Here is a 24,822-nt window from a genome sequence, read left to right as displayed (position 1 = left end):
CTCAATCCCACGTCAGGCCCCCGCGGCGCCAGACGTACGCGTAGGCCACGAACACCGTGAGCATGAAGATCGCCATTTCGACGAGCGCGAACGTGCCCAGTGAGTCGTAGCTGACCGCCCACGGGTAGAGGAACACGATTTCGATGTCGAAGACGATGAACAACATGGCGGTGAGGTAGTACTTGATCGGGAATCGCTGCCCGGTGGTGGCATGCGGACCGCTGGCTGGGCTGGCCGGCTCGATTCCACATTCGTAGGCCGCTTGCTTTGACCGGTTGAAGCGGGACGGGCCGACCAGGCTTGCGATCACGACCGACACCACTGCAAAGGCGGCGGCCAGCGCCGCCAGAACCAAGATGGGTATGTAGGCGTTCAACTCGCTCCCTGATCCGTCGTACGGGCCGCCGGCGCAGCGGCCAGGCGGTGGCGGGGCTGTCGTGACGGACCGGGCTGGTGGCCCGTCACAATGACCTTCAACATAGTCGCGCGGCCGCTGGGGCACGTGCCCGGGGGTCAGGCCGGGCGACACCCGGGGATTAGCGGCCGCGCGGTGCCGACCCACGGTTGGGCCCGGCGCAGGCCTGATCGCTGACCGTCGCGGCGGCATTCGATCGATGCCGGGGTTGACCAGCCGATCGGGAGCACTGGTTGTTACTCTTGGTAGCCGTACAGCAATCGCAGGGCTTGGCCGATGTCGGTGTGAGACTGCCAGACGATCTGGGACTGTAGGGCCGTGAGTTTCTTCGTGCTACCCCCGGAGATCAACTCTTTGCGAATGTTCGTCGGGGCGGGTGCCGCGCCGATGTTGCAAGCCGCGGCGGCTTGGGATGGGCTTGCCGACGAATTGGGGGCCGCGGCGCAATCCTTTGCCTCGGTGACGGCCGGGTTGGCGAGTCAGGCGTGGCAGGGCCCGGCGGCGGCGGCGATGGCGGCCGCGGCGGCGCCGTATGCGGGGTGGCTGGCCGCGGCGGCGGCTCAGTCAGCCGGGGCCGCGGGACAGGCGCGCGCCGTGGCCAGCATGTTCGAGGCGGCGCAGGCGGCGACGGTGCTTCCGTCGGCGGTTTCGGCTAACCGCAACGCGTTCGTGCAGCTGGTGCTGTCGAATTTGTTCGGCCAGAACGCGCCGGCGATAGCGGCCGCTGAGGCCATGTACGAAGAGATGTGGGCCGCGGACGTGGCCGCCATGTCCGGGTACTACTCCGGGGTGTCGGCGGTGGCCGCGCAGGTGGTGCCGTGGCGGACCTTGCTGCAAAGACTTCCGGGTCTGGCCGGTGGCGCCTTGGCCGGCGGCGGCACGAGCGGCTCCGCTGACACCAGCGCCGGCAGTGGCCAGGAGAACATCGGTGCGGCCGGCGGGGGTGCCGGCAGCGCAACCGCCGACGGAGGGGGCACAGCATACGTCGGAGGTGGGACCGCCGGCGCTGGGTTCGCGCCCGGTGATCCGGCCGTTGGCCTGGCACGTCCGGGGAACGTCGGCAGCGGTGATGTTGGCACCGCAAACATCGTCGGTTCCAGCACTACCAGTGCCAACACCGGCGTGGTGAGCCCGGGGATCGTCGGCGTCCCGGTCCCGCTCCTAGGTGTCGGCGGCGGTCAGATCGGGTCCGGCAGCACACACGCGGGCGCTACAACCACCACGGCGCCAATCCGGGCGCCGGAACCACCGGCTCCGCCACCTACGGAAGCCGCGGAAGCCGAGGCGCCGGTTCCACGAGTGGGGGTATTGCCCACGGCGGACCCGGAAGTTGCGGCCAAGGCGGCTCCGGCATCACCGCGGACGGCACAACGCACGGGTTCTGGAATTCCGGAGTCGGCGCTGCGGTCAGGTGCAACCGAGGATCAGCAGGCCGCGGAGACCGAGTCGGCGGGGGAAGAACAGGCGCCTTCCCTCAGGCCGGAAGCGGGGCAGTTGCGACGGGCCATGCAAGAACCGGGGATTCAAATGCGGGGCGGCTAACCGCTCGCCCACGTTCGCCGAAGCTAGCGAGCCGGTGCGCGCAGCAGCCCGAGCACCGTGCGGCCCAGCGCGATGGGGTCGACGGGATGCGGCACGGCGGCTTCGGCTCGCGACCAACTGGCCAGCCAGGCATCGTCCGGGCGGCCGGTGAGCACCACGATCGGCGGGCACGTCTTCAGTTCGTCTTTCAGCTGCTTGGCGATTCCCATGCCTCCAGTCGGTGTCGCCTCCCCGTCGAGGATGGCCACGTCGATGCCACCCCGGTCCATCTGCCGTATCACCATCGGCCCCGTCGCCACCTCCACGTAGGTCAACTCCGGCAGGTCTGGGTGCAGCCGTTTGCCCAGCGCCTGCATCACCTGTTGGCGGGTGTTGGCGTTGTCGCTGTAGACGAGGATCCGCAGCGGGGCAGTGGAGGCGGACACGGTGCAGATGGTACTGGCCCGCACCGGCAGCCTTTCCCACGCGGCGGGTGTTTCGGGGAAGCCGCCACCCCGCTGGGCAGACCGAGCCGGTATCGGAAGTGGCCGTGTGCCTACCCGGCGAACTGGCGGTCGACCGGTGTGACCGGGTCGAAGTCGACGCCGATCGTCTCGGCGGCGTAGGCGTCGACGAACTCCTGTGCGTCGCGGTGCGCCGGATGGTCGCGGTAGGCCGTCATGTCGTCAAGGGTGTCGAACTCACCCACCAGCGCCAGGTCCCAGGCCCGGGTCATGGTGGTCAGGTTGGTGCCGACCCGCCAGTTCGACAGTCCCGGTATCAGGTTGGCCAGCTCGCGAAGTCGTGCGACGCACTGCTGCCGCGTCGTCTCGGGAACTCCGTGACGGAAGTTGATCAACACCACGTGCTGGATCATCGGCCATCGCCGCTGCGGCCGGGCAATCCGCTGATTGGGGCCGGATCGCGGTCTACCCAAGCCGCGGTATCCGGATTGGCCAATGTCCAGGACGCGATTTCGTCCTTGCGCGCCCACCACACGTCGTCGTGTTCGCGCAGCCGGGTCAGCACCCGGTCGAGCACCCGCACCCGCGACGCGTGGCCCGAAAGGCGTTCGTGTAGACCGATGACCATCATCCGGCGCCGGTGTGCACCCTCCTCGTAGAGTTGGTCGAACTCGTCGACGAGTTGTTGTTCGTAGTCGGCGGGCGAGAATCCGGGAAAGTCGAAGCTGGCGATGTCGTTTAGGTGCACCGAATAGGGCACGGTGGCAAACGGCTGGCCGTTGATGCGTTGCAGGAATGGCTCGTCGGCGGACAGATCGTCGATATGGTAGGTGAATCCGAGTTCCTGAAGGATCTCCAACGTGTTGATGCTCGGCCGGATCCAATAGTTGTTGTAGCCGACGGGCCGAAAGCCGGTGACTTCCTCGATCGCCTGTACGCTGTCGGCGATCCACACTTTTTCGGCGTCGCGATCGAGGTGGTACTGGCGCTGCCAGCTGCGGCCGTGGGCACCGGCTTCGTGACCGCGCCGCACGATTTCGGCGGCCACCTGCGGATGGCGGCGCACCGCGTCGCCGATCATGAACGACGACATCTTAATGTCGTGCTTGTCCATCAGGTCGAGGATCCGGGGCACACCCTCGCGGGCGCCGTATTCGTAGAACGAGTTTTGGCCCAGGTCGGGATAGCCCTGCAGGATTGGTTCGGTGATGGGACCGCCGGCGCCGCTGATGGGTTGGCCGCCGGCCTCGAACTGCATCGATACCGTGACGGCCAGGCGTGCGGCGTTTGGCCAGAATGAGTTTGGCTGCGACATGGTTCCTTCTCTGTGGTGAATGGTCACACGATGCGCCTCAGGGTAGGAAGCCAAGGCGGGTATCTTCAACGAAACCGCTTGTGAGCAGCCAGGATTAGGCTTTGTCGCCAGGGGTTAGGGGGAAATGGTGTCGTCGACGAAAACGTCGGCTGCAAAGTCGCTTTCATCGGCACGCAGGTTTGCGTCCAGCACTTCGGGCACGTGGTTTTCGGCCCACTGCCGAACCGCGGCCAACGGGACCAGCAACGAGCGCCCGAGCGCGGTAAGCGCATACTCGACGGCGGGGGGTTGACCCTCATATTCGGTGCGCTGGATGAGCCCGTCGCGTGCCATGGCGCGCAACGTCTCGGTCAACGCCTTGGACGTGATGCCACGGATATGTGTCTTCAACTCGCCAAAGCGCTTGGGACGCTCGGCGAGCGCGACCACCACGAAAATCGTCCAACGAGCACCGATCCTGTTGAGGATCACCCGACTTGGACACGTCGGCGCCATGATGTCGTACGCCTTCGGTTTTGCCTGCCTACCCATAGCGTTGTCTTTCAGCTCGACTGCGCTGAGCATACGCCTGGGCCTCGACCGCCGCCGGCCTTTTCGCGGCTCTTCCGCCATGATCATCCAGGCGCCCTACCAGTGGCCGGGTCGTTCAATCATCGCTGCTGCCAGTCGGTTTCGTTGAAGATACCGGCGCCTGGTTCCTAATCTGGCGGCATCGGATGACGGCGGGTCGCAGGCCAGGAGGGACGCGCGATGTCGTTTGTGGTGGTGGCGCCGGAGGCGTTGGCTGCGGCGGCTGCGGACTTGGCCGGTATCGGGTCGGGGCTGCGGGTGGCCGCGGCGGCGGCCGCGGCTCCGACGACGGGGTTGTTGGCCCCGGGCGCTGACCAGGTGTCGGCGGCGGTTGCGGCGATGTTCGGCGCCTACGCCGACGGCTATCAGCAGCTCAGCGCGCAGGCGGCGACGTTTCACGATCGGCTGGTGCAGACCCTGCGGGCCGCCGCGAACTCGTATGCCGCCAGCGAGCTGGCCAACGTCGAGCGGGGTCTGCTCGATGCGGTCAACGCGCCCGCGCTGGCGTTGACCGGGCGCGGGTTGGTCGGCGACGGCGCCCACGGCGCCGCGCCCGGGCTGGCCGGCGGTGACGGCGGGTGGCTCTGGGGTAACGGCGGCAACGGCGCGGCCGGTGCGCCCGGGCAGGCCGGCGGCCGCGGCGGTAACGCCGGGTTGTTCGGCAACGGCGGGGCCGGCGGCGTCGGCGGGCTCGGCGCGGCCGGCGGGGCCGGCGGACATGGTGGGTGGTTGCTCGGCAACGGCGGGGCCGGCGGGGCGGGCGGGACCGGCGCGGCGGGCTTGGCGGGCTTTAACGGCGGTAACGGTGGCAACGGTGGGGCGGGTGGCGCCGCCGGGTGGTGGGGCACCGGTGGGGTCGGTGGGGCCGGAGGGGCCGGCGGGATCGGCGGCTGGGAGGATTTCGTCAACTTTCGCTCGGCCGGCTACGGCGGCCTGGGCGGCAATGGCGGCACCGGCGGGGCCGGGGGCTGGCTGCACGGCAACGGCGGGGCCGGCGGGCAAGGCGGGGTCGGCGGGGACGGCAACGCCAGCACGTACAGCTCCTGGGGCGGCGCCGGTGGCGGCGGCACCGGCGGCAATGGTGGCGCCGCCGGCCTGTTCGGCAACGGCGGGCCCGGCGGGGCCGGCGGGGCGGGCGGCTATGGCGGATTCGTCGGCATCGCCGGCATGGGCGGCAGCGGTGGCGGCGGCGGGACCGGCGGCTGGCTGTTCGGCAACGGCGGGGTCGGCGGTGATGGCGGGGCGGGCGGGAACAGCGGGCCCAACCTCGGTTCCTGGGGCGGCAGCGGTGGCACCGGCGGCGCCGGTGGTTCCGCCGGGTTGTTCGGTGACGGCGCGGCCGGTGGTGCTGGTGGGGCCGGTGGGCAAAGCGGAGCCTTCGGCAGCATCAGCGGCGGGGCCGGCGGGCCCGGCGGGCATGGCGGGTGGCTGATCGGCAACGGCGGGGCCGGCGGGCCAGGTGGGGCCGGCGGAGCCCCGGCACCGGGCACCAGCGGCCGACCGTGGGGCAACGTGGAATACGGCGGCACCGGCGGCACCGGCGGTGCCGGTGGTACCGCCGGGTGGCTGTATGGCAACGGCGGGGCCGGCGGCGCGGGTGGCGCCGGTGGCGACAGCGCGTTCTTCGCGGGAACCGGCGGCAACGGCGGTACCGGAGGCAACGGCGGAGCGGCCCAGCTGATCGGTGCCGGCGGCGTCGGTGGCGTGGGCGGGGCCGGCGGGGCCGGCGGGCCCTACGCGTACCGGGGGGCCGACGGGCTGGGCGGCGTCGCCGGTGCCGGCGGGCGGCTCTCCGGCGGGGCGCCCCCGGAGTTCTTCGGACGCCCGCTGATCGGCAACGGTGCCGACGGAACGTCGCCGGGGCAGGCCGGCGGGCCGGGCGGGTGGCTGTACGGCAACGGCGGCAACGGCGCGCCCGGCGCGGGCGGGCAGCCCGGCGGTGCCGGCGGCGCCGCCGGGCTGATCGGCAACGGCGGCAACGGCGGAGCCGGCGGAGCCGGTGCGGCCGGCGGCGCCGGCGGAGCCGGCGGGTGGCTGTTCGGCAACGGCGGGGCCGGCGGGAACGGCGGGAACGGTGTGGCGGGTTTGCCGGGCTTTAACGGCGGTAACGGCGGTAACGGTGGTGCCGGCGGTGCCGCCGGGTGGTGGGGCAGCGGCGGCGTCGGTGGCGCCGGCGGGACCGGCGGGGCCCCCGGCAGCAGCATCAAAGTCAACGGCGTCTACTACGTCTACGGCCTGATCGCCGGGGCCGGCGGCAACGGCGGCGATGGTGGGGCCGGCGGGTGGCTGGTCGGCAACGCTGGCGCCGGCGGGCACGGCGGTGCCGGCGGGGAGGCGCCCCCCGGCCCGGCGTACGGCTACTTCGGCGGCAGCGGCGGCACGGGTGGCAGCGGGGGTGTCGCCGGGCTGTTCGGTGACGGCGGGGCCGGCGGGGCCGGCGGGGCCGGCGGAGCCGGGGTCGACAGCGGCGGCGATGGCGGCGATGGCGGCGGCGGCGGCAAGGGCGGGTGGCTGACCGGCAACGCCGGTGCCGGCGGTCACGGCGGGATCGGCGGACACGGAGGCAGCCACCGTGGCGGCCACGGTGGCGCCGGGGGCGTCGGTGGTGCTGCCGGCCTGTTCGGTGACGGCGCGGCCGGGGGCGCCGGCGGGAACGGCGGGACAGCCGACGACTTCTACTCCGGCAGCGGCGGCAATGGCGGCGCCGGCGGCGGCGGCGGGGGGTGGGTGTTCGGCAACGGCGGCACCGGCGGGCAGGGTGGTGTCGGCGGCGGCGGAGCCTCCTACGGTGCCGGCGCCGGCGGCAGTGGTGGCTCCGGCGGCGGCGGCGGGTGGCTGTACGGTGGCGGCGGCGCCGGGGGGAGCGGTGGCGCCGGCGGCACCAACACCGCCTACCCCGATTTTTCCGCCGGGAACGGTGGGAACGGTGGTAACGGTGGGGCCGCTCAGGTGATCGGCGCCGGCGGCGACGGCGGGACGGGCGGGTCCGGTGGGGCCAACACCGCCGGCGGCAACGCCGGGTTGACCGGGTTAGGTGGCGCCGACGGCTCCGACGGGCCGCTGAACGACGGTCCCGCGACGGCAGGATAGCCGGCGGGCCGACAGGCGCAAGCGGCACGGGCGCGTTCGCCCATCTCCGGTTCGCTCAATCATCGCTGCTGCCAGCCGGTTTCGTTGAAGATACCGGCGCCTGGTTCCTAGCGTGGCGGTATCGACGACGGGATCAACAGCCAGGGGGCACGCGCGATGTCGTTTGTGGTGGTGGCGCCGGAGGCGTTGGCGGCGGCGGCTGCGGATTTGGCCGGTATCGGGGCGGGGCTTCGGGCGGCCACTGCGGCGGCCGCGGCTCCGACGACGGGGGTGTTGGCCCCGGGCGCTGACCAGGTGTCGGCGGCGGTTGCGGCGATGTTCGGCGCCTACGCCGACGGCTATCAGCAGCTCAGCGCGCAGGCGGCGACGTTTCACGATCGGCTGGTGCACACCCTGCGGGCCGCCGCGAACTCGTATGCCGCCAGCGAGCTGGCCAACGTCGAGCGGGGTCTGCTCGATGCGGTCAACGCACCCGCGAATGCGCTCACCGGGCGCGGGTTGATCGGCGACGGCGCCCACGGCGCCGCGCCCGGGCAGGCCGGCGGTGACGGCGGGTGGCTCTGGGGTAACGGCGGCAACGGCGCGGCCGGTGCGCCCGGTCAGGCCGGCGGCCGCGGCGGTAACGCCGGGTTGTTCGGCAACGGCGGAGCCGGCGGTACCGGCGGGGCCTCCAGTAGCTATTCCGGCACGGCCGCCGGAACCGGCGGGGCCGGGGGCAATGCCTGGTTGTTCGGCACCGGCGGGGCCGGTGGCGCCGGCGGTGCCGGCGCGAACAGCTTCGCCGGCCTTCCCGGCATGGCTGGCGGTACCGGTGGGAATGGGGGCAACGGCGGGTGGTTGTTCGGCCCCGGCGGGCCCGGGGGACACGGCGGCATCGGCGGGAACACCGCACCCGGCGGAGGCCCACTGCAAACCGCCGCGGCCGGCGGCGCCGGCGGGAACGGCGGCAACGGCGGACTGTTCAGTGCCGGCGGGGCCGGCGGGTCCGGCGGCGACGGCGGTGGCGCCCCGTTTGCCAACGCATTCAATGACGGCGGTACCGGCGGGGCCGGAGGCAACGGCGGCCTTGGCGGCCTGTTCGGCAGCGGCGGGGTCGGCGGGGCCGGGGGCAACGGCGGCATCGGCGCGCAGTACGGCATCGGCGGCAACGGCGGCGGTGGTGGTGACGGGGGCGGCGTCCAGTTCGTCGGCACCGGCGGGACCGGCGGATCCGGCGGCGCCGGAGGTGTCGGAGACTCCGGCGGTGACGGCGGCGTGGGCGGTGACGGCGGCAACGGCGGGCTGCTGTACGGCAACACCGGTCGCATCGGGCTGCCATGGGATCTGCTGTGGCGCATCGGCGGTCACGGCGGTAACGGCGGCGCCGGCGGAGCCGCCACTGGCGGTGCACCAGGCAACGCCGGTGCTGGCGGCAACGGCGGGCTACCCTGGGGCGTCCCCGGTTTGCCAGGTCGCTGAATCATCGGCTGGCGTCGCAGCGGCTTCGAACCGTGTCGCCGCCAGTCACGGTGCGCCTGGCTAATCTGCGCCGCTCACAAGCGGTTTCGTTGAAGATACCGGCGCTTGATTCCTAGTCTGATCCGCGTTCGGTCGATGCGTGAGGAGATGTCATGACCCCGGCAGCTGTCCGTCGCGATCCTAAACGTCGTTGGCGCCCAAGAACATCAGCCTGCCGACCCATTGGTGCGTGCGGCAGCGCTGCCTGCGTGAGCGTTGCTCGCAACGGTTCACCGCCGTGCGGTCACGCATCGCGGCGCGCGGACCCTGGGGCTTTCCGGGCCGAGGAAGACCACGTCGAAATGTCAAGCGGGGAGCGGTAGCGATGGTGTCCGAATTCGTGCTCTTGCCGCCCGAGATCAACTCGATGAAGTTGTATGCCGGTGAGGGATCGCGGTCGCTGGTGGCGGCCGCCGCCGCGTGGGACGCCCTGGCGGTCGACTTGTACTCGGCGGCGGGCATGTTCGGACGGGCGACTTCGGGGTTGGCGGGCGGGTCATGGCAGGGTGTGGCGTCGGCGGCCATGCTGCGGGTGGCCGCCAGCTACGCCGGATGGTTGAGCGCGGTGGCGGCGCAAGCCGAACATGCGGCCGGGCTGGTCCGGACGGCGGCGGACGCGTTTGAGGGGGCGCGGGCCGCCACCGTACATCCGGCGATGGTCGCCGCCAACCGCGCTCGGCTGGTGTCGCTGGTCGGCTCGAACCTGTTCGGTCAAAACGCCCCGGCGATCTCGGCCGCTGAGGCCGCGTACGAACAGATGTGGGCACAGGATGTCGCCGCAATGTTTGGTTATCACGCCGGGGTGTCGTCGGCGGTTTCGGCGCTGACCCCGCTGACCCAGCTGCCGCCACCGAGCCTGCCCAGCCCGGTGGGCGGCCCGAACCCAACCGTGCCGACCCCGGCGCCCGCGGGCACCGGAGCGAGCATCCTTAACCTGGGCTTGGCAAACTCCGGCGTCGGCAACCTCGGCTTCGGCAACGTCGGCAATTTCAACGTGGGCTTCGGGAATCTCGGCGGCTACAACGTCGGCGTCGGGAACATTGGCGCCGGAAACATCGGCTTCGCAAACGCGGGCCCGGACCTCAGCGCGGTCTACAACAACATCGGGTTCGGCAACGCCGGCAGCTTCAACATCGGCCTGGGCAACACGGGCAGCGGAAACATCGGCTTCGGCAACACCGGTGACGGCAACATCGGTATCGGACTGACCGGCAGCAACCAGACCGGGTTCGGCGGCTGGAACTCCGGCAGCGGCAACGTCGGGTTGTTCAACTCGGGCACCGGAAACGTCGGCTTGTTCAACTCGGGCACCGGCAACTGGGGCATCGGCAACTCGGGCAACAACAACACCGGCCTGTTCAACTCCGGCCTGGGCAACACGGGTTTCGGCAACGCCGGAAGCTATAACACCGGCAACGTCAACACCGGACAGACCAACACCGGTTCCTTCAACACGGGCAGCTTCAACACCGGCTCGTACAACACCGGCAACCTCAACACCGGCTTCGTCAACTCCGGTGACATGAACACCGGCATCGCCAACAGCGGTGACCTCAACACCGGCGCGTTCATCGCCGGCAATCGCAATAACGGCTTCTTCTGGAGAAGCGACGACCAGGGCCTCATCGGCTTCTCCTACGCACTCACCATGCCCGAAATCCCCCTGGATATCGGCATTGGAATCCCCGTGAATGTACCTTTCTACGGCCAAATGGGCACGATCACGGTCCCACCGTTCACAGTTCCTCCGATTCCGCTGAACATCGAGAACACTGGAGGTGCCCTTAAGGGCACGATCGGCCCCATTCTGTTCGGACCTGTCACGATTCACGGTCCTGCGTTGTACATCACCGTGGGCGGTCCAACCACGGAGTTGTCTATCGGTATCAACGGCAGCGTCGGACCGGTCAACATCCCGATCATCGACATCCGGCCCATGACGGGCTTTGGGAACTCAACCGCCACCCCGTCATCGGGATTCTTCAACAGCGGTGCCGGTGGCGGGTCGGGTTTTGGAAACGCCGGCGCCAATATTTCGGGATTCTTCAACCTCGGGCAGTTTGAGTCGGGGCTGGCGAACTTCGGCAACACCATCTCGGGTTTCCAAAACACGGCCATGGGCCTGGGACCGGCGTATGTGTCGGGGGCCGGTAACGTCGGTAGTGACCTCGCGGGCCTTTTCTCCGCAGGCCCAGACAAGACAAGCTTCTTTAGCTGGGGCATGGCGAACTCGGGCTTCGGAAACGTGGGCCACGCCAACCTCGGCAGCTTCAACTTCGGCAGCGGAAACTTCGGCGATGGAAACGTCGGCTTCGGGAATCTCGGCGGCTACAACGTCGGCATCGGGAACATAGGCGCCGGAAACATCGGCTTCGGAAACGCGGGCCCGGACCTCACCGCGGTCTACAACAACATCGGGTTCGGCAACGCCGGCAGCTTCAACATCGGCCTGGGCAACACGGGCAGCGGAAACATCGGCTTCGGCAACACCGGTGACGGCAACATCGGTATCGGACTGACCGGCAGCAACCAGACCGGGTTCGGCGGCTGGAACTCCGGCAGCGGAAACGTCGGGTTGTTCAACTCGGGCACCGGAAACGTCGGCTTGTTCAACTCGGGCACCGGCAACTGGGGCATCGGCAACTCGGGCAACAACAACACCGGCTTGTTCAACTCCGGCCTGGGCAACACGGGTTTCGGCAACGCCGGAAGCTACAACACCGGCAACGTCAACACCGGACAGACCAACACCGGCTCCTACAACACGGGCAGCTTCAACACCGGCTCGTACAACACCGGCAACCTCAACACCGGCTTCTTCAACTCCGGAGACATGAACACCGGCATCGCCAACAGCGGGGACCTCAACACCGGAGCTTTCATCGCCGGCAATCGAAATAACGGCTTCTTCTGGAGAAGCGACGACCAGGGCCTCATCGGCGGCTCCTACACGTTTACGGTGCCCGAAATTCCGGCGAACATCACCGTGAGCGGCATGCTGAATTTGCCCATCACGGGCTTTGTGTCCGCAATTACGGTCGATGCAGTGACGGTTCCGCCATTCCCCACCGATCTGACGCTGGAATTCAAGGTTCCCCTTCCGGATCCGTTCCCAGATCCCAATGTCTCGATACCCCTCGGCAGCGTGGCCGGTATCGGCCCGATCAAGATTCCCGAAGTCACAATTACGCCAATCAGCGCCATCAACATGAACGTCGGCCCCGGACCGATCAGCGTAAGTATCGGCGCCAGCGTCGGTCCGTTCAATATCCCGGTCATCAACATTCCCTCCGCCACTGGCTTCGGAAACTCCACCGGCCAACCGTCGTCGGGATTCTTCAACAGCGGTACCGGCGGCGGATCGGGCATCGGAAACTCTGGAGGCGCCCTTTCGGGCTTTTTCAACCTCGGGCGATTCGAGTCCGGGCTGGCCAACTTCGGCGACACTATCTCCGGTTTTCAGAACACGGGCGCCGGCTTGATGTCGGGGTTCCTTTCCGGCTTCGGGAACATCGGTAGCGGACTCTCCGGGTTTTTCAACACCGGCACACGGCCGTGACCGCCGCGCCCAGACGGTGTTTGCCGACACCGTCACGTCGCGGGCATGTGGCTGACTCCTATTCGCTGTCGTATCCGGGGTGGGCAACCGCCAACCGATGCCGAACCAGGGTCCGCAGGCAGGCGATGACCTCGTCGCCGCGCGCGTCCAGATCGCCGGCGCGGATCGCGGCGGCCAGTGCGGCCTCGTCGGCGAAGCCCAGGTCGGTCAGCGCCGCCCCGACCTCGGCGTCGCCGGGGCTGAGCAGTTCGCGTTCGACCATGCGCAGTGCGTTGCCGGCGACTCGGGCGTGAAAATTGACCTGACCGGTGGTGGCCGCCCGGATCTCGCCCTCCAGGAACTCGGCGACGGCGGCCACGAGTTCAGCAGCGGTTGGGCGGCCATAAACGCCGGTCATCGGGGCGCCTCGTCCAGTAGCTCAAGCAGATCCCACTCGTTCTCGCACACCCGGCGCCCGATCGTCGCCAACTCCACCGAGCGAACCTGACCGCTCAAGTGGCGCTCCGCCTGGTACCGGCAGATGACTGCCCAACGAAGCGTGGCCAACACCAGCCACCAGCGAAACACCTCGCGGTCGACGGTCGTCCCGCCGGCGTCGGCGTAGGCCTGCAAGAATTGCTCGATACTGCCCAGACCGCCGGCGCCATGGCTGGCCGGCGCGCCGAACCGCCAGGCACGCACGCAGAACCAGGCCAGATCCTCGTATGCCTCACCGACGTGGACCAACTCCCAATCCAATACGGCGGCAAGGTCACAACCATCGACGACGAGATTTCCCATCCGGTAGTCACCGTGCACCAGCAGCCCAGGCGATGGCGGGGGCCGGTTGGCCTCGAGCCAGCGGAAGGTCCACTCGAAGGTGGCGGTGGTGTCGCCCATGGCATCCAATCGCGCCCGCCACTGTCCGATTGGGTCCTCGCGGGCCAGACCGGGGTCGCCCGCGTCGGCGCGGTGAATGGCGGCCAGCGCTCGCGCGCACTGGCGCAGGAGCCGTGCCCGGCCCGCCTCGTCGAGCCGGCGCTGGATGCGCCGGACGATGGTCTCGCCCTTGACCTCGTCGCATATCAGAAACGGATTGCCCAGTGCCACACCCGAATCGTCAGCGATCAGGATGGGTGGCACCGGTGCCCCGGCCGCCGCGGCGGCGGCCTGGACCCGGGCCTCGACCTCCATGCCGGCGTGCATGGCATCGGGTGGCCCGATGCGCAGGATCAGCGACCGACGCCCGGAATCCGTGACGGCGTCGAACGCCCACGTGCTGCGGCTGGCGCCGCCGGTGAGCGCACGCAGGTTCTCGACTGCCACCTCGGCGCGCAGGATCGGGCGCAACACCGCGGCCAGGCCCTGCTGCAGTTGGGTCACTGTGCGCCAAACTTGAACAGCCGCTGCGCGACCCGGCGGATCTGAATCTCTTCGGCGCCCTCGGTGATCCGGTACCGGCGGTGGTGGCGGTAGATGTGCTCGAACGGCTCGTGACGGCTGTAGCCGACGCCGCCGAACACCTGCATGGCGCGGTCGGCGGCCTCGCAGACCAGCCGGTTGGCGCGATAGTTGGCCTGGGAAATGGACATCGACACTTTGTCGGACACTTCCATGTGATGGTTGCCGTCCAGCTGCGAGGCCGCGTAGTACACCAGCAGGCGCACCATCTGCGCCTCGGTGTGCAGTTCCACCAGCGGCCACTGGACGGCCTGATTGACCGCGAGCGGCTTGCCGAACACCGTGCGCTCGTTGGCGTAGACGACGGCCCGGTCGATGCAGTACTGCGCGGCGCCCAGGCTGCTGGCCGCCTGGCGAATCCTGTTCTCGTGCAAGAAGGTCTGGCCAACCTCCAGGCCGCGATCGACCTCGCCGAGCACCGCGTCGGCCGGCACCCGCACGCCGTTGAGCTCGACCTCGCCGTGGTCGGTCGGCATGTTGAACGTCCACCAGTAGTACGGCACGGTGAAGCCGGGGGCATCGGTGGGCACCAGGAACGCGGTGATGCCGAGCGCCCGGCCGGGTTCGCCCGAGGTGCGGGCGAACACCAGGTCGTGGGTGGCACGGTGCACGCCGGTGTTGAACCGCTTGGCGCCGTTGATGACCCAGCCGTCGCCGTCCTTCTCGGCGCGGGTCTGAAGCCAGGTGGCGTCGGATCCGTGGTTGGGCTCGGTCAGCCCGAACGCCATCGACCGCTCGCCGGTGATCAGCGCCTCGATCCATTCCTTCTTCTGCGCCTCGGTGCCGAACCGGTCCATCATGATGACCTGGGGGAAGTTGCCGACGATGGACGACTCGTTCTGCAGGTCGTTGTGCAGCCCGAGTCCTTTGTGCGCCAGGTGTTCCCGGATGACGGCCATATCGAGGTTGGTTCCGTTGCGGCCGCCGAATTGTGACGGCAGGCCGTAGCGCAGCCAGCCGGCCTTGTCGGCGCGCCTGCGCATCTCGGTCAGCAGGTCCTCCCACTCCGGTCGCGGGATGCCGCCGTTGTCCCAGTCGGTGCGGGCATGCTCTCGACGATGGTCGAAGTATTGGATGTGTTTGCGTTCCAGCGGCGTGATCTCGGCCTCGATGAACTCGTCCATCTCGGCGAGCAGGGCCGGAAGATGTTCGGGCAGAGCGAAGTCCACGTTATCTCCTCACCTGGCGGATCCGGTCTCCCGCGCGCAACAAGGCGCTCGGCAGATCGTGGCCGACAACGGATTTCGCGACTTTGGCTGCGACGATGGCGGCCTGCAGGTCGACGTCGACGTCGAATCCGCTGTCGGTCAACAGGTACACCAGATCCTCGGTAGCGATATTGCCGGTCGCACCCGGTGCGAAGGGACAACCCCCCAGCCCGCCCACCGAGGCGTCCAGGCGGGTGACACCGGAGCTGACCGCCGCATACGCGCTGGCCAGCCCGGCGCCGCGGGTGTTGTGAAAATGCCCACCCAGCGGAATGTCGCCAATCACCGGACGCAGTTGTGCGACCAGTGAACTGACCCGCCCCGGCGTCGCGGTGCCAATGGTGTCGGCGATGGAGAACCGGTCCACACCCTGGTCGCGGGCGGCGGCGGCGATGTCGAGGACCCGCTGCGGCGGGGTGGGCCCGTCGAACGGACAGTCCCACGCGGTGGCGACGACGACCTCGACGGTGACGTCATTGTCGTGGGCGATGGCAAGGATCTCGCCGATCTGGTTGGTGGCCTCGGCGGTGGGCCGCCCGACGTTGGCGGCGCTGAACGCGTCGCTGGCCGCTACCACGTACTCGATCGACCGCAGCCGCGCCGCGATCGCCCGCCTAGCCCCGTTCGGGCTGGCCACCAGCGCGGAGAACTCGATGTCGGGGTAGCGGTGCAGCTCGGCGGCAAGTTCGGCGGCGTCGGCCATCGACGGCACTTTCGACGGCGACACGAACGCCGTGGCCTCGACCTCGCGCACTCCGGTGGCGGCCACCGCGGCCAACAGCTCCAGCTTGGCCGACAACGCGATTGGCTGCTCGATCTGCAGGCCGTCGCGTAGGGACACCTCGCGGATGTCGACGTGTCGGTTCATAGCACCTCCTGGGCGCGCAACTGGGCGAGCTCCTCGGCCGTCATGCCCAACAGCCCGATGTAGACGTCGTCGTTGTGCTGGCCCGGGCGCGCGGGACCGGCGTTGCGCACACTGCCCGGGGATTCCGACAGCACCGGCACGATCCCCGGTCCCAGCACCGGACGGCCGATGCGTTCGTCGTAGTGCTCAACGAGCATCCCGCGCGCCCGCAGTTGTCGGTCCTTGACCACGTCGGCGACCGTATTGATAGGCCCGACGATCACCCCTGCGGCATCGAGGATTTCGATGATCTCGGCGGGTGTCCGGTCGCCCGCCCAGTCGCCGATGATGGTGTCCAGCTCATCCTGATGGCGTCCGCGGGCGCGGTGGGTGGCGAAGCGCTCGTCGGTGACAAGTTCGGGCCGTCCTATCGCCTGACACAGCCGGGCGAACACGGTGTCCTGATTGGCCGCGATCACCACCCAGTGGCCATCGGCACTGCGGTAGATGTTGGACGGCGCGATGCCCTCCAGTCGGGTGCCCGACGGGCCGCGCACCACGCCGCCGACGTCATAGTCCGGGATGGTGGAGTCCTGGACGGCCAAACAGGCTTCGGTCAGCGCGACGTCGACCACCTGGCCCTGCCCGGTGACGCTGCGGCGGTACAGGGCGGCCAGCGCCCCCTGAGCGGCGAACATGCCGGCCAGGCTGTCGCCCAGCGATACCGCCAGCCGCGGTGGCGGCCCGCCCGGGAATCCGTTGAGGTAGCGCAGCCCGCTGGCCGCCTCGGCCATCGAGGCATAGCCGGCCTTGTGTGAATCCGGTCCGTTCTGGCCGTAGCCCGACACCCGAACCAGGATGATCCCCGGATTGCGTTCTCGCAGCGCCTCATAGCCCAGGTTCCACTTCTCCAGCGTGCCGGGACGGAAGTTCTCCACCACGATGTCGGACTTCTCGACGAGGTCAAGGAACAGCTCCTGGCCGCGTGGCCGGCGCAGGTCGAGCGTGATGCCCCGTTTGTTGCGGGCATGCACCGTCCAGAAGACGTGATAGCCGTCGACTTCGGCCTGCCCCCAGGTCCGCAGTGGGTCCGGGGCACCCGGTGGTTCCACCTTGATGACGTCGGCGCCCATGTCGCCGAGCAGCCGTCCGGCGAACGGGCCGGCGATCAAGGTGCCGAGTTCGAGCACCCGGATGCCCTCCAGTGGTCCGGTTGCGGTCATTCGGTCCCCTCGAGGTCACGGCCGACCAGCCAGGCGGTGCTGGTTTCGACGGGCAGCCGCAGCTTGTCGCGGTGGCGTGCAGGCGTCATCGGCCAGGTTACCGATCGCTAGCGCGGCCACAAGAGCCTCACAAGAGCCATTGCCGCGCCTTGCCGGTGGGAGGACGATGAAGTGGACGGCAGCGCCGTCGAGACGCTGCCCCGTATACAGAGGAGGCAGATGATGTACGCACGCGCTAGCACTTTCCGCGCACAGCCCTCATCGATCGATGCCGGCATTGCGCACATTCGCGACGCCGTGATGCCCGCACTCGAGCGCCTCGACGGGTACACCGGCGTATCCCTGTTGGTCGACCGGTCGTCCGGCCGATGCATTGCCACCAGCGCATGGCAGTCGGAGGAAGCGATGCGCTCGAGCGCGGAGTCGGTGCGGCCGGTTCGTGATCGTGCCGCGGAGATTTTCGGTGGCAGCGTAGCCGTCGAGGAATGGGAGATCGCTGTCTTGCACCGTGACCACCGGTCCAGTGAGGGTGCCCGTGTCCGAGCCACCTGGGTCAAAGTCGCCCCGGATCAGATCGACCGCGGCATCGATTTCTACAGGACGACGATCCTGCCCGCACTCGAGGAGCTTGACGGATTTTGCAGCGCCAGCCTGCTGATCGACCGCGCCTCCGGTCGTGGCGTAGCCGCGGCGACGTTCGACAGCGCAGACGCGATGGAGCGCAACAGAGATCGGCTGGACCAGATCAGAGCCACAGGCAGCCAGGAAGTAGCTGCCGAGGTGCTCGACGAGTGCGACTTCGAGTTGGCGATCGCGCATCTGCGGGTGCCCGAGATGGCCTGAACGCACAACAAGCGCGAAGCGGCTCCCGCTGTTAGCTGCATGCCGCCGTTATCCGACGCTTCGGCTCAGGAGGAACGATGCCTGCGACAGATCCCACGTTTTATCGCAGCCCAGGAGCGGCCGTCGCGGCGGCTCCTGAGCGGTTCGCTTATGTGGTCGCGTTCGACCCGGCCGGTCAGGCAAAGGATGCGTTGGTCGTTGTCGACTGCGACCCTAACTCCTCCACATGCGGCCACGTTGTCGGTTGGACCGAGCTGCCCACGGCGGGCAACGAATTGCACCACTTCGGGTGGAACGCCTGCTCGAGCGCGCTGTGCCACGAGGGGCATGAAGCCCATCACGGACAGCCGCTCGAGCGGCGCTACCTGCTCGTGCCGGGCTTACGCTCGTCGGCCACGTACGTTTTCGACACCAAGCCCGACCCCCGTCAGCCACAGTTGACACACACGATCGAGGCCGCCGAACTTGCCGCCAAGGCCGGATATTCACGCCCGCATACCGTGCACTGCGGACCGGGCGCCATCTTCATGTCGGCGTTGGGCGGCGCCAACGGCGACGACGGGCCCGGCGGTGTCGCGTTGATCGACCACGACACGTTCGAGGTGATAGGACCGTGGGAGCAAGACCGCGGACCGCAATTCTTCGCCTACGACGTGTGGTGGCACCTGCGGTACGACACCGTGCTGACGTCGGAGTGGGCGGTGCCATCGATGATCGAGAACGGGCTCAATCTCGAAGACCTGCTCGGGCGCAGGTTCGGACACCACTTGAACTTCTGGAGCATGTCCGAGCGGAAGCTGACCCAGCGTGTCGATCTCGGTGACCAGCACCAGATGGTGCTCGAGTTGCGCCCGGCCCACGACCCGACCAAGGCGTTCGGCTTCGCCGGAGTCGTGATCAGCGTCGAGGATCTGTCGGCGTCCGTCTGGCTGTGGCACAAGAACGGCGTTCAATGGTCGGTCGACAAGGTGATCACCGTCCCCGCCGAGCCCGCCGACCCCGAGCAGCTGCCACCCGCGCTGAAGCCGTTCGGTGCGGTGCCACCGCTGGTTTCCGACATCGACCTGTCGGTCGACGATCGCTGGCTCTACGTGTCTTGTTGGGGCACTGGTGAACTCAAGCAGTACGACGTCGGCGACCCGTTTCACCCGCGCGAGACCGCGTCCGTTCGCCTCGGGGGGATCGTGCGGCGCGAGCCGCACCCGGGCGCCCCGGGTCTGGCGCTGCGCGGCGGGCCACAGATGGTGGAGATCAGCCGCGACGGCCGCAGGGTCTATGTCACCAACTCCCTTTACGCAGCGTGGGACGAGGTCTTCTATCCGGCTGGCGTCGGGGCATGGATGGCCAAGCTCGACGCCGACGTCTCCGCAGGCGGCCTCACCGCCGATACCGGATTCTTCCCGCACGGCAAGGACTTCCAGGGACTGCGGGTGCACCAGATCCGGCTCCAAGGCGGTGACGCGTCCAGCGACTCGTACTGCTTCACCACCTGACGATCATCAGGGACGCGCATTGGTATTAGTCGCGCACGCGTAGTACGACTTTCCCTTTGGCGGTGCGATTCTCCAGCGAAGCGACCGCGGCGGCGGCCTCGTCCAGCGGGAACACCACCGGCTCGGGAGGAGCCAGCTTGCCCGAGCTGAGCAGCCGCTCGAGTTGTGCCCACTGCTGGGCCAGCGCATCGGGGTGGGTGAGGGACCATGCGCCCCAGCCAACACCGACTACGTCAATGTTGTTGAGCAGCAGCCGGTTTACCTTCACGGTGGGGATCTCGCCGCCGGTGAAGCCGATCACCAGCAGCCGTCCCCCCGCAGCGAGCGAGCGCAGCGAGTCGGTGAACCGGTCGCCGCCGACCGGGTCGACGACGATGTCGACGCCGCGGCCGTTCGTCAACGCCTTGGCGGCGTCTTTGAACCCGTCGGAGGACACCACATCGGTGGCCCCGGCGGCGGTGGCGATCGCGGCCTTCTCCTGCGTGCTGACCACCGCGATGGTGCGTGCCGCCCCGAGTGCCGGCGCCAGTCGCAACGTCGATGTGCCGATCCCGCCGGCGGCCCCGTGCACCAGCACCGTCTCGCCCGCCTGCAGCCGACCGCGAACGGTGAGCGCAAAAAGCATGGTCAGGTCGTTGAACAGCACGCCGGCGCCGGCATCGAAGCTCACGTTGTCCGGGAGCCTGAACACCCGGTCGGGCGCCAGCACGGCCACCTCGGCCATGCCGCCGATCAGCATGGTCAGGCCGACGACCCGGTCGCCGGGACGCACGTGGGCGTCGGCGGGCGCCGATCGCACCACACCGGCGATTTCTGCGCCCAGCACAAACGGCGGCTCCGGTCGGTACTGGTAGCGGCCGCGGGTGAGCAGCGCGTCGGGAAATGCCACGCCGGCGGCGTGCACGTCGACCACCACACCGTCGCCGGCGGGTTCGTCGACCTCAGCCACTTCGATCGCGTCCGGACCATCCAGCCGAGTCACCCGTGCCGCGCGCATGCCACCTCCGTCGTCAACCAGAGCCGGAGAGCCCCGGACAGCCCCAATCTAGAACCCGCCCGCAACCCGCACCACGGCCCGGCCCGTGAACCCCCCGGCGCGCACCCGATCAATAACCCCGATCACGTCTTTGACATCGACCTCGGTGATGACCGCCTGCAAATGTCGCGGCCGCAACGAATCTTCCAGGCGTGCCCACAATTCCCGTCGCGGGCCGATCGGCAGTTGCACCGAGTCCATCCCCAACAGCGCAATTCCGCGCAGGATGAACGGCATCACCGTGGTGTGCAGCGCGGCCCCGCCGGTCAGGCCGCAGGCGGCCACCGCGCCGCCGTATTTCACCGCGCTCAGCACGTCGGCCAGCGTCACTCCGCCCACGCAGTCCACCCCGGCCGCCCAGCGCGCCTTGGCCAACGGCCGAATGTCTGGATCGGCGGGCAGCCGGCCGATAACCTCCGCGGCGCCAAGCGTTTTCAGCAGTTCTGCGGCCTGGGGTTTTCCGGTTGAGGCCACCACCTGATAGCCCGCGGCCGCCAGCAGATCCACGCTGATCGAGCCGACGCCACCGGATGCGCCGGTGACGACGACGGGCCCCGCGTCGGGTGTGACGCCCCAGTCGATCAGTGCCTGCACGCTCATCGCGGCGGTGAAACCGGCCGTCCCGATCGCGGCCGCGTCACGCGGACTCAGGGCGCCCAGCGCCACCACCTGATCGGCGGGCAGCCGGGCATATTCGGCGTAGCCGCCGTGGTGACCGGTGCCGATCTGGTAGCCGTGGGCCAGGACGGCGTCGCCGACGGCGAAGTCGGGGGACTGGGACTCGACGACTTCGCCGGTCAGGTCGATGCCCGGCACCACGGGATAGTGGCGCACCACGCCACCGCCGGGTGTCAGCGCCAGCGCGTCTTTGAAGTTCACGCTGGAATACCGCACCCGAATCGTCACCTCTCCGGGCGGGAGGTCGGCCGTTCCGAGCGTCTCGACCGACGCGGTTATCCGATCGCCATCCTGGCGGGCCACCAGCGCATGAAACGTGTCCATTGTTCGACGCTAGCCTGGCCTCATAATTGCGTCCCGCGCGCATGACCCACGATGGCTAGTCAGACTAGACTAAGTCCAGTAGACTCCGCCTATGTCGACCGTCAACATCCACGATGCGAAGACCCACCTGTCGCACTTGCTCGCTCGCGTCGAGAATGGCGAGACGATCACGATCGCCCGCGCGGGCAAGCCGGTCGCCGACCTCGTCCCGCACATGCGCGCCGACATCGTCTTCGGCGGCCTAGCTGGCCGTCTCGACTACGACGTGGATCATTTCGACGACACCGACAGCGATCTCAACAAATTGTTCGGCATCGAGTGACCAGGCTTTTGCTCGATACCCACGTCGTACTGTGGCTGCTCGACGACAGCCCGCGGCTGGGCATCGAGGCGCGGGATCGGATCATGGCAGGCGCAGCCGTATACGTATCCGCCGCGAGCACGTGGGAACTCGCCATCAAGGCGGCTATCGGCAAGATCACGCTGCCCGACGACCTCAACGGCGCGATCGAACGATCCGGCTTGCGCGACCTGCCTGTTACCCGTCGTAATACGCTCGCGCCTGAGCTCATGGCACTGCCCCACAAGGATCCCTTCGACGCAATTCTGGTAGCCCAGGCGAAGGCGGAGCGGCTCACGCTGCTCACGGCCGACACGAAGCTGCTGAAGGCGCTGCCGGGCGCCGTCGACGCCCGGCTTTGACCGGTCTCGGGCGAACTCGAACTCGCTCTCGTGCCGGCGTCGGCGGATCCGCGACCAACGGCGAGGCAGTTCCGCAGCGAATTCGTGGACAAATCGGCAGCGAACTGGGGGACGAATCGGCAGCTATTCTGTCCACATGACCGTCATTGAGCGCGCGATCGCGCCGTCGGTGCTGGCCGCTCTCGCCGACACCCCGGTCGTCGTTCTCAACGGCGCGCGTCAAGTGGGTAAGACGACACTCGTTGCGCGACTTCACTATCCAGGGTCCAGTGAAGTCGTCTCCCTTGACGACGTGGCAAACCGTGATGCTGCTCGGGACGATCCCCGCGCGTTTGTATCCCGTCCCGTGGACACACTTGTGATCGATGAGGCGCAGCTCGAACCGGGCCTATTCCGGGCAATCAAGTCCGAGGTCGACCGCGATCGCAGGCCCGGCCGCTTCCTCCTCACGGGTTCGGCGCGGCTGCTCTCTGTGCCCGACATGGCCGACGCGCTGGTCGGACGGGTCGAGATCATCGAACTCTGGCCGTTCTCGCAGGGTGAGCTGGCAGGGCTCGCTGACAACTTCGTCGATCTGCTGTTCACGGCGCCACGCGAGCTGATACACGGCTCCGATATGCGGCGTGCCGATCTGATCGAGCGGATCGCCACGGGAGGGTTCCCGGACGTCGTCGCTCGCGCGCCGTTGAGGCGTCGCCGGTGGTTCGACAACTATCTCGTCACAGCGACGCAGTCGGTCATCCGCGAGCTCTCGGCGATCGAGCGACTCGCCGAAATGCCGCGTCTGCTTCGGCTCTGCGCCGCCCGGACCGGCGCCGAGCTGAATGTGAGCGCGCTGGCTAATGAGTTGTCGGTTCCGGCCCGCACCACCGACGGCTATCTCGCCTTGCTGGAAGCGGCCTTCCTCATCCATCGGGTGCCTGCTTGGTCGACCAACTTGAGCCGCAAGGTCATTCGGAGACCGAAGCTGGTTGTGGCAGACAGTGGGTTGGCCGCTCACCTGCTCGGCGCTACCGTGGCGACGTTGGATCGTCCCGGGGGTCCACTCGGCCCACTCCTGGAAACGTTCGTGGCCAACGAGATTCGCAAGCAACTCACCTGGTCGGCCGAACGGGCGAGGCTGTGGCATTTTCGTGACCGGGGCGGTGCTGAGGTCGACCTTGTGCTTGAACATCCCGACGGCCGGGTCTGCGGGATCGAAGTCAAGGCGACCAGCACGCCGCGGGCCGAAGATCTGCGTGGCCTTCGTTTTCTCGCCACCAGGCTCGGCGATCGATTCCAATTCGGCGTCCTGCTCACCGCCGCACCCGAAGCGACGCCGTTCGGCCCGAGACTTGCGGCGTTACCGATCAGCGCCCTGTGGTCTTGTTGACTGAGCAGGCGGAGTTCGCTACTTCAGCTCGGCCGACGACAGGCCCAGCAATCGGCGGGCGACCACCAGTTGCTGGATCTGCTGAGTGCCCTCGAAGATGTCCAGGATCTTGGAGTCGCGAGCCCACTTCTCCAACAAGGACTGCTCGGAATAGCCTGCGGTTCCAGCCAATTCGACGGTCTTGCAGGTGACGTCGCTGGCCATCCGGCCGGCCTTGGCCTTGCTCATCGAGGCCTCTTTGGAGTTGGGGATGTTGTTGTCGGCCTGCCATGCGGCGCGCAGCGACAGCAGGTAGCTGGCCTCCCAGTCGGCCTCCATGCGAAGGAATTCGGCCGCGGCGGCGCTCTGGGCGTGCGCCGGCCGGTCGTAGGAGATCTCCACCCCGGCACGGGTGAGGATCGTGCGGATTTCCTCCAGCGCGGCCCGGCCAATCCCGACGGCCATGGCGGCGACGATCGGGCGGGTGTTGTCGAACGTCTCCATCACCCCGGAAAAGCCCTTGCCTTCTTCGATTTCCGGGTTGCCCAGCAGGTTTTCCTTGGGAATACGGGCGTTGTCGAACCGGATCACCGCGGTGTCCGAACCCTTGATGCCAAGCTTGTGTTCGAGTCGTTCGACGGTGACGCCGGGATGCTCGCGCGGCACGATGAACGACTTGATCGCCGCGCGGCCCTTCGATTTGTCCAGGGTCGCCCACACCACGATGTGGGTGGCGCGGGATCCGGCGGTGACGAAGATCTTCTCGCCGTTGATCACGTACTCGTCGCCGTCGAGGGTGGCGGTGGTCGACACCGCCGCCGAGTCCGACCCGAACCCCGGCTCGGTGATGGCCATCGCCGCCCACACCTTGCCCAGGCGTTGCAGCTGCTCGTCGGTGGCGACCGCGGAAATGGCCGCGTTACCCAGTCCTTGATAGGGCAGGGACAGCATCATCGCGACGTCGCCCCAGCAGGCTTCCATCGTCTGGACCACCGCGGCCATGTTGGCGCCGTTGTGGTTTCCGTCTTTGTCTTCGTCGTCGTCGCCGAGCGAGTCGGCCCCGGCGAAGTTGAACGATTCGGCGGCTCCCTCGAACAGATTGATCAGGGTGTCCAGTTCGACCGGGTAGGCATGTTCCTTCAGGTCGTACTTGCGGGCTATCGGCCGCATCATCTCGGCGGCACCCTGATGGGTCTTGACGATCACCGCTTGCAGCTTGCGTGGTAGTTCCAGATTGATTGCCATG

Annotated in this window: 21 protein-coding genes and 2 pseudogenes; 10 read left to right on the top strand and 13 right to left on the bottom strand. The window is 68.5% G+C overall.

Features of this window, described 5'->3' with window-relative positions; all coding sequences use genetic code 11:
- Position 1 precedes the first annotated feature (1 nt).
- Entirely contained in the window at positions 2-376 is a 375-nt protein-coding gene (locus G6N20_RS11710; protein WP_083048775.1) for an NADH-quinone oxidoreductase subunit A, read from the bottom strand.
- A gap of 357 nt (positions 377-733) precedes the next feature.
- Here G6N20_RS11710 and G6N20_RS11705 point away from each other — a divergent pair, with 357 nt between their 5' ends.
- Positions 734-1,957, top strand: coding sequence for a PPE family protein (locus tag G6N20_RS11705; RefSeq protein WP_083048777.1), 1,224 nt, complete (start codon positions 734-736; stop codon positions 1,955-1,957).
- 23 nt (positions 1,958-1,980) lie between these two features.
- Here G6N20_RS11705 and G6N20_RS11700 read toward each other — a convergent pair whose 3' ends face one another.
- From G6N20_RS11700 to G6N20_RS11685, 4 genes are all read right to left on the bottom strand, one after another.
- Complete coding sequence (locus G6N20_RS11700; RefSeq protein ID WP_083048864.1) at positions 1,981-2,382, bottom strand: Rv3143 family two-component system response regulator; 402 nt, start codon at positions 2,380-2,382, stop codon at positions 1,981-1,983.
- Between the two features lie 110 nt (positions 2,383-2,492).
- Complete coding sequence (locus G6N20_RS11695; protein WP_083048780.1) at positions 2,493-2,813, bottom strand: Dabb family protein; 321 nt, start codon at positions 2,811-2,813, stop codon at positions 2,493-2,495.
- A complete protein-coding gene (locus G6N20_RS11690) occupies positions 2,810-3,715 on the bottom strand; it encodes a polysaccharide deacetylase family protein (RefSeq protein ID WP_083048783.1) in 906 nt (301 codons plus the stop codon). The genes G6N20_RS11695 and G6N20_RS11690 overlap by 4 nt, the downstream gene beginning before the upstream one ends.
- Positions 3,716-3,829: 114 nt before the next feature.
- Positions 3,830-4,246: a winged helix-turn-helix transcriptional regulator gene (locus G6N20_RS11685; RefSeq protein ID WP_083048867.1), complete on the bottom strand. Its 417-nt coding sequence runs from the start codon at positions 4,244-4,246 to the stop codon at positions 3,830-3,832.
- Positions 4,247-4,465: 219 nt separating this feature from the next.
- On the opposite strand from G6N20_RS11685, the pseudogene G6N20_RS22230 reads away from it, so the two are divergent.
- The 4 genes and pseudogenes from G6N20_RS22230 to G6N20_RS11670 all read left to right on the top strand — a co-directional run.
- Positions 4,466-4,957: pseudogene (locus tag G6N20_RS22230) on the top strand (PE family protein); the annotation flags it as partial.
- A gap of 1,146 nt (positions 4,958-6,103) precedes the next feature.
- Positions 6,104-6,367 (top strand): annotated as a pseudogene (locus G6N20_RS22225) (PGRS repeat-containing protein); the annotation flags it as partial.
- 1,164 nt (positions 6,368-7,531) lie between these two features.
- Positions 7,532-8,833, top strand: coding sequence for a PE family protein (locus G6N20_RS21790; RefSeq protein ID WP_163662946.1), 1,302 nt, complete (start codon positions 7,532-7,534; stop codon positions 8,831-8,833).
- Between the two features lie 364 nt (positions 8,834-9,197).
- Positions 9,198-12,431 carry a PPE family protein gene (locus G6N20_RS11670; RefSeq protein WP_083048789.1) on the top strand — a complete coding sequence of 1,078 codons (3,234 nt, stop codon included), beginning with the start codon at positions 9,198-9,200 and terminating at the stop codon, positions 12,429-12,431.
- Positions 12,432-12,489: 58 nt separating this feature from the next.
- On the opposite strand, the gene G6N20_RS20660 is transcribed toward G6N20_RS11670, so the two are convergent.
- From G6N20_RS20660 to G6N20_RS11650, 5 genes are read right to left on the bottom strand one after another with little or no spacing between them, the layout of a single operon-like run.
- Positions 12,490-12,828, bottom strand: a complete 339-nt coding sequence (locus G6N20_RS20660; RefSeq protein ID WP_179961468.1) for a DUF6285 domain-containing protein — start codon at positions 12,826-12,828, stop codon at positions 12,490-12,492.
- Complete coding sequence (locus G6N20_RS11665) at positions 12,825-13,793, bottom strand: phosphotransferase family protein (protein ID WP_232065333.1); 969 nt, start codon at positions 13,791-13,793, stop codon at positions 12,825-12,827. Before G6N20_RS11665 ends, G6N20_RS20660 begins: the two co-directional genes overlap by 4 nt.
- Positions 13,790-15,040 (bottom strand): acyl-CoA dehydrogenase family protein, encoded by a 1,251-nt coding sequence (locus tag G6N20_RS11660; protein ID WP_083048792.1) that lies wholly within the window; start codon positions 15,038-15,040, stop codon positions 13,790-13,792. Before G6N20_RS11660 ends, G6N20_RS11665 begins: the two co-directional genes overlap by 4 nt.
- Before the next feature lies 1 nt (position 15,041).
- A complete protein-coding gene (locus G6N20_RS11655; RefSeq protein ID WP_083048795.1) occupies positions 15,042-15,947 on the bottom strand; it encodes a hydroxymethylglutaryl-CoA lyase in 906 nt (301 codons plus the stop codon).
- Entirely contained in the window at positions 15,944-17,149 is a 1,206-nt protein-coding gene (locus tag G6N20_RS11650; protein WP_083048798.1) for a CaiB/BaiF CoA transferase family protein, read from the bottom strand. Before G6N20_RS11650 ends, G6N20_RS11655 begins: the two co-directional genes overlap by 4 nt.
- A gap of 222 nt (positions 17,150-17,371) precedes the next feature.
- Here G6N20_RS11650 and G6N20_RS11645 point away from each other — a divergent pair, with 222 nt between their 5' ends.
- Positions 17,372-17,992, top strand: coding sequence for a hypothetical protein (locus G6N20_RS11645; protein WP_083048870.1), 621 nt, complete (start codon positions 17,372-17,374; stop codon positions 17,990-17,992).
- Positions 17,993-18,069: 77 nt separating this feature from the next.
- The gene (locus G6N20_RS11640) at positions 18,070-19,485 is read left to right on the top strand and encodes a selenium-binding protein SBP56-related protein (protein ID WP_083048801.1); all 1,416 of its coding nucleotides are present in this window, start codon (positions 18,070-18,072) and stop codon (positions 19,483-19,485) included.
- Between the two features lie 25 nt (positions 19,486-19,510).
- Here G6N20_RS11640 and G6N20_RS11635 read toward each other — a convergent pair whose 3' ends face one another.
- On the bottom strand, positions 19,511-20,482 hold the full coding sequence (locus G6N20_RS11635) for an NADPH:quinone oxidoreductase family protein (protein ID WP_083048805.1): 972 nt from the start codon (positions 20,480-20,482) through the stop codon (positions 19,511-19,513).
- Between the two features lie 48 nt (positions 20,483-20,530).
- A complete protein-coding gene (locus tag G6N20_RS11630; RefSeq protein WP_083048809.1) occupies positions 20,531-21,523 on the bottom strand; it encodes an oxidoreductase in 993 nt (330 codons plus the stop codon).
- Between the two features lie 91 nt (positions 21,524-21,614).
- Here G6N20_RS11630 and G6N20_RS11625 point away from each other — a divergent pair, with 91 nt between their 5' ends.
- From G6N20_RS11625 to G6N20_RS11615, 3 genes are all read left to right on the top strand, one after another.
- A complete protein-coding gene (locus G6N20_RS11625) occupies positions 21,615-21,845 on the top strand; it encodes a type II toxin-antitoxin system Phd/YefM family antitoxin (RefSeq protein ID WP_083048812.1) in 231 nt (76 codons plus the stop codon).
- Complete coding sequence (locus G6N20_RS11620; RefSeq protein WP_083048814.1) at positions 21,842-22,225, top strand: type II toxin-antitoxin system VapC family toxin; 384 nt, start codon at positions 21,842-21,844, stop codon at positions 22,223-22,225. Before G6N20_RS11625 ends, G6N20_RS11620 begins: the two co-directional genes overlap by 4 nt.
- A 136-nt stretch (positions 22,226-22,361) precedes the next feature.
- A complete protein-coding gene (locus G6N20_RS11615) occupies positions 22,362-23,597 on the top strand; it encodes an ATP-binding protein (RefSeq protein WP_083048816.1) in 1,236 nt (411 codons plus the stop codon).
- A gap of 18 nt (positions 23,598-23,615) precedes the next feature.
- Here the strand turns inward: G6N20_RS11615 and G6N20_RS11610 are convergent, their stop codons facing one another.
- Positions 23,616-24,821, bottom strand: a complete 1,206-nt coding sequence (locus tag G6N20_RS11610; protein ID WP_083048819.1) for an acyl-CoA dehydrogenase family protein — start codon at positions 24,819-24,821, stop codon at positions 23,616-23,618.
- Position 24,822 lies beyond the last annotated feature (1 nt).

Source organism: Mycobacterium shinjukuense (assembly GCF_010730055.1).
Taxonomy (GTDB): Bacteria; Actinomycetota; Actinomycetes; order Mycobacteriales; family Mycobacteriaceae; genus Mycobacterium; species Mycobacterium shinjukuense.
Note: the sequence above shows the minus strand (reverse complement) of the source record. Positions and strands in the feature narration are given on the sequence as shown.